The sequence below is a fragment of the Cyanobium sp. A1C-AMD genome (assembly GCF_024346495.1).
Lineage (GTDB): Bacteria > Cyanobacteriota > Cyanobacteriia > PCC-6307 > Cyanobiaceae > Cyanobium_A > Cyanobium_A usitatum.
The window spans coordinates 1-5,027 of the sequence record NZ_JAGQDB010000132.1; the positions used below are offsets into that span (position 1 = coordinate 1).

General features: G+C 65.5%; 3 protein-coding genes and 1 pseudogene. 3 read left to right on the forward strand and 1 reads right to left on the reverse strand.

From position 1 onward, the window contains the following. A pseudogene (locus KBY74_RS13705) lies at positions 1–259 on the forward strand (hypothetical protein); the annotation flags it as partial. Positions 260–276: 17 nt separating this feature from the next. Here the strand turns inward: KBY74_RS13705 and KBY74_RS13710 are convergent. Continuing rightward, on the reverse strand, positions 277–945 hold the full coding sequence (locus KBY74_RS13710) for a hypothetical protein (protein WP_254943182.1): 669 nt from the start codon (positions 943–945) through the stop codon (positions 277–279). A gap of 215 nt (positions 946–1,160) precedes the next feature. Between KBY74_RS13710 and mfd the strand changes: the two genes are divergently transcribed. Both mfd and KBY74_RS13720 read left to right on the forward strand, forming a co-directional pair. Then, positions 1,161–4,733, forward strand: a complete 3,573-nt coding sequence (gene mfd, locus KBY74_RS13715; protein ID WP_254943183.1) for a transcription-repair coupling factor — start codon at positions 1,161–1,163, stop codon at positions 4,731–4,733. 99 nt (positions 4,734–4,832) lie between these two features. Further along, positions 4,833–5,006 carry a hypothetical protein gene (locus KBY74_RS13720; protein WP_193486056.1) on the forward strand — a complete coding sequence of 58 codons (174 nt, stop codon included), beginning with the start codon at positions 4,833–4,835 and terminating at the stop codon, positions 5,004–5,006. The last annotated feature ends 21 nt before the right edge of the window (positions 5,007–5,027 follow it).

Sequence of the window (5,027 nt, forward strand, 5' to 3'; positions counted from 1 at the left end):
ACAGGCCCTAGAAGGCTTTGCCGATGGCAGCGAACCCGCCAGCGCACCACCCCCCTTACGGCGCAAGGAGCTGCTCAGCCAGTGTGAGGAGCTGCTTAGCCAGTTGCAGTGGGATCCGAGCCAGGGTCGTGCCTTCCTTGAGGAACACTTTGCGTTAGCCAGCCGCCAACTACTTAGCGACAGCCAACTACTGCAATTTAATATCTTGCTGGAAAGTGAGTGGCTCGCCCGCAATGATGCGCCAGGGACGTCACCTTGAAAGAGACGACGCTCGATTTAGCAATGGAGGCGCACCAACTGGGCCCCCAGGTTCAAGCGGGTTTGATTGGCATAGGCCTCCCGCTCCAGTTGCCGCTCCTGCTCCGATGCCTGGCTGTAGACAGATTCATTCAGCACACCATTTAGGTGATCGGGCAAGGCCGAGGGCAGGCCCAGGGGCCGGGGGCGGGAACGCAATCCCCGGTTACTGCAGCTCTGGGCAACGTGAATCGCTTCATGGTTGAGCACCCGGGCAAACTCCACACTGCCCTTAGCCACCACCCGGGGCTGAATGCGCAGGGTGCGTGCTGCCGGGTCCCATTCCCCCGCCGCCCCAGGCTTGCGGGGCTGACCCAGCTCCAGACGCACCCCGGCTTTGGCCAGCACCACGAGCAGCTCACCGATCGCCAGGCGCTCGGCCCCAAAGCTGGGCGGGTTGGCGATCAAGGCCCGCAGCTCCGCCACAGACAGCCTGGGTTCGTTGGCCCGGCGGCGGTAGTGGTAACGCACCGCACCACTGGGAAGGGTTTCAGCCCGCGGCAGCCACTGACGATCAGCTGTAGCCAGTCGCTGCAGCAAAGCCGCCTCCTGTTCAGGCAGCAGACCCGCCGCCTGGGCCGTTGGGCGCGCAGGCTCGCTTGCCAAGCAAGCCCCCAGCAGAGCCAGCAAGCCGCCCAGCGCCAACACGGCTGGCGCCTTAGCCAGCCGGTTAGTAGGGAACAGCCTCTTGGTGTTGCACAGCCGGTTGGTGTTGAACAGCCGGTTGGTGTTGCACAGCCGGTTGGTGTTGCACAGCCAGTTGGTCTTGGATAGAAAGTGAAGTCGAAGCAGAAGTTGACGGCAACCAACACCACTCTGGTGCCAGTTGCGAAGATCGGAGCCTTCTGAGATTCCCTGACCCCATGCCCCTCACCGCCCTGGTGCGCCAGCTGCAGCAGGTGCCCCTCACCGGCGAGGTTTTGCTGCGTCTGCAGCGGGCCGACCGCCTGCGGCTCAGTGGGGCGGGGCGCAGTGCGCGGGCCCTGGTGAGCAGCGCCCTGGCCGGGGCTGCCGAGGCACCCTTGCTTGTTCTGGTTCCGACCCTGGAGGAAGCGGGCCGCTGGGCAGCGCTGCTGGAGCTGATGGGGTGGAACAGCTGCCAGCTCTACCCCACCAGCGAGGGCAGCCCCTACGAGCCCTTTGACCCCACCAGCGAAATCACCTGGGGCCAGTTGCAGGTGCTCAGCGAACTGCTGGATGCCCCCCGCCGCCTGGCAATCGTGGCAACGGAAAGGGCCCTGCAGCCGCACCTGCCGCCTCCCGAAACCCTGCGGGATCAATGCCTGAGCCTGCGCAAGGGCGACACGATCGACCTTGAACAGCTCGCCACCACCCTCAGCCGGCTGGGCTACGAACGGGTGCCCACCATCGAGCAGGAGGGCAGCTGGAGCCGTCGCGGCGACATCGTTGATGTGTTTCCAGTGAGTGCCGAGCTGCCCGTGCGGCTGGAGCTGTTTGGCGAAGAACTGGAGAAACTGCGGGAATTCGATCCCGCCTCCCAGCGCTCCCTAGACGCCATCGAGGTGGTGCGACTCACACCCACCGGCTACGGCCCCCTGATCGCCGATGCCCTGCGCGAGTCGATGCCGGATGGGCTCGAGCAAATGCTCAGCCCTGAGGCCCTCGAGCAGCTACTCGAAGGGGGCACCCCGGAGGGCATGAGGCGGCTGATGGGCCTGGCCTGGCAGCAGCCGGCCTCCCTACTGGATTATTTGCCGGCCCACACCCTCATCGCCATCGATGAGCGGCGCCACTGCCTTTCCCATGGCCAGCAGTGGTTTGACCATGCCTGCGACCACTACGCCGACGTGGTGCAGGAGCTGGAACTAGATGCCAGCGCGGCGCCAACCATCCTGCCGCCGCTCCTGCATCGCCCCGCGGCAGACGCCCTGGAGCAGGCGGAGGTGTTTGCCGGTTTCGATCTGGCCGAGCTGCACGAAACCGACAACCACCCCAACAGCTTTGACCTGGCCTCCCGCTCGGTGCCGGCCTATCCCAATGCCTTCGGCAAGCTGGCCGGCCTGGTGAAGGGCTTTGTGGCCGAGAAAGCCACGGTCTGGCTGCTGTCGGCCCAGCCCTCGCGGGCGGTAGCCCTGCTGGAGGAACACGACTGCGTCACCCGCTTCGTGCCCAATCCGGCCGACTTTCCGGCCATCGACCGACTGGTGGAGCAGGCCACGCCGGTGGCCCTGAAAACCAAGGGCACGGCCGAGATCGAAGGGCTGCAGCTGCCGGCCTGGCGGCTGGTGCTGGTCACCGACCGGGAGTTCTTTGGCCAGCACGCCCTGGCCGCCAGCGGCTACGTGCGCCGGCGCCGCAAGGCTGCTAGCCGCACCGTGGATCCGGGCAAGATGCAGCCGGGCGATTTCGTGGTGCATCGCAACCACGGCGTCGGCAAGTTTCTGAAGCTGGAAAAGCTGGCGATCGGCGGCGAATCCCGCGACTACCTGGTGGTGCAATACGCCGACGGCCTATTGCGGGTTGCCGCCGACCAGCTGGGCAGCCTCGGCCGGTACCGCGCCAGCACCGATGCGCCTCCAGAGCTCAACCGCATGGGCGGCACGGCCTGGGCCAAGGCCAAGGAGCGCGCCAAAAAGGCCGTGCGCAAGGTTGCGGTGGATCTGGTCAAGCTCTACGCCGAGCGCCACCAGGCACCGGGCTTCGCCTTCCCCGCCGACGGCCCCTGGCAGCACGAACTCGAAGACTCCTTCCCCTACGAGCCCACCCCCGACCAGGTGAAGGCCATCGCCGATGTCAAGCGGGATATGGAGCAGCCCCAGCCGATGGACCGGCTGGTGTGCGGCGACGTGGGCTTCGGCAAAACCGAGGTGGCGATCCGGGCCATCTTCAAGGCCGTCACGGCGGGCAAACAGGTGGCGATGCTGGCCCCCACCACGGTGCTGGCGCAGCAGCACTGGCGCTCCCTTTCGGAGCGCTTTGCGCCCTACCCGATGAAGGTGAGCCTGCTAAACCGCTTCCGCACCACCGCCGAACGCAAAACAATCCTGGAAGGCTTGGGCGCAGGCACGGTCGATGTGGTGGTGGGCACCCACCAGCTGCTCTCCAAAAGCACCGGCTTCAAGCAGCTGGGTCTGCTGGTGGTGGATGAGGAGCAGCGCTTTGGCGTCAACCAGAAAGAAAAGATCAAGGCGCTGAGAAAAGACGTAGACGTGCTGACCCTCTCCGCCACGCCGATCCCCCGCACCCTCTACATGAGCCTTTCCGGCGTGCGGGAGATGAGCCTGATCACCACACCGCCGCCGCTGCGCCGGCCAATCAAGACCCACCTGGCCGCCCTCGATGAGGAGGCGGTGCGCAGCGCCATCCGCCAGGAGCTCGACCGCGGCGGCCAGATCTTTTACGTGGTGCCGAGGGTGGAGGGTATCGAAGACGTGGCCTCCGGCCTGCGGCTAATGATCCCGGGCCTGCGGCTGCTGGTCGCCCACGGCCAGATGGCCGAAGGCGAGCTGGAGAGCGCCATGGTGGCCTTCAACGCCGGCGAAGCAGACCTGATGCTCTGCACCACGATCGTGGAGAGCGGCCTTGACATCCCCAGGGTGAACACGATCCTGATCGAGGACGCCCACAAGTTCGGCCTGGCCCAGCTTTATCAGCTGCGGGGCCGGGTGGGCCGCAGCGGTATCCAGGCCCATGCCTGGCTGTTTTATCCCGGCAATGCCTCCCTGAGCGAAGCGGCACGGCAACGGCTGCGGGCGATTCAGGAATTCGCCCAGCTGGGATCGGGCTACCAGCTGGCCATGCGCGATATGGAGATCCGTGGCGTCGGCAACCTGCTGGGGGTGGAGCAGAGCGGCCAGATGGAAACCATCGGCTTCGACCTTTATATGGAGATGCTGCAGGAGTCGCTGGCTGAAATCCAAGGCCAGGACATCCCAGTGGTGGAAGACACCCAGATCGACCTGCCTGTGACCGCCTTCATCCCAGGCGATTGGATCACGGAAAACGACGAGAAGATCGCCGCCTACCGGGCCGCCGCCGAGTGTGGCGGCAAGGAGGAGTTGCTGGAGCTGGCCACCGGCTGGGTGGATCGCTATGGCGCCATTCCGGCGCCGGTGATCTCGCTGTTGCAGCTGATGGAGCTGAAGCTGGTGGCCAAGCGCTGCGGCTTCTCCCGCATCAAGCCGGAAAAACCCAACATCGCCCTGGAAACCCCCATGGAGGAGCCCGCCTTCCGCCTACTGCGCCAAGGCCTGCCCCAACACCTCCATGGCCGCCTGGTGTTTCAGCCCGGATCGGGCGCCACTGCCAAGGTGCTGGCCCGGGGCCTAGGGGTGCTGCCTGCTGAGAAGCAGCTCGAGGAGCTGATGGGCTGGCTCAACCAAATGGCCGAGCAGATACCAGGCAGCGATGGCCTCACCGAGGTCCAACGGCGCGAGCAGCTCAAGGCCCGCAACGAAGAGGTGCTGGCGGTGTAGGCGCCGCAAGCGAGCCGGCCTTGGGCCCAAGGACCCCTTAATCCGACCAGGTCCCGCAAAAATCCGTTACATTCATGAGAAGTTGTGTAACGGCGATCCATGGGCGAAGTGATCGGAGCGGGTTCAGGCCTAGGTGGCGGGTTCAGTCTCGTTTCTGGAGTGGTGAGCCTCCTGGCGATCGGCATGTACGCCCTGCTTCAACCTGGTCCCGGCAACAACAACGATGACGACGATTCCGGCCCAGGCGGTGGACTGATGCAGCCGGTAGCCTGATTTCGGCTAGTTATGCGCTTG

Coding starts and splice junctions, on each gene's coding strand:
- KBY74_RS13720 (WP_193486056.1), top strand. CDS start 4,833: ATGGGCGAAGTGATCGGAGCGGGTTCAGGCCTAGGTGGCGGGTTCAGT.
- mfd (WP_254943183.1), top strand. CDS start 1,161: ATGCCCCTCACCGCCCTGGTGCGCCAGCTGCAGCAGGTGCCCCTCACC.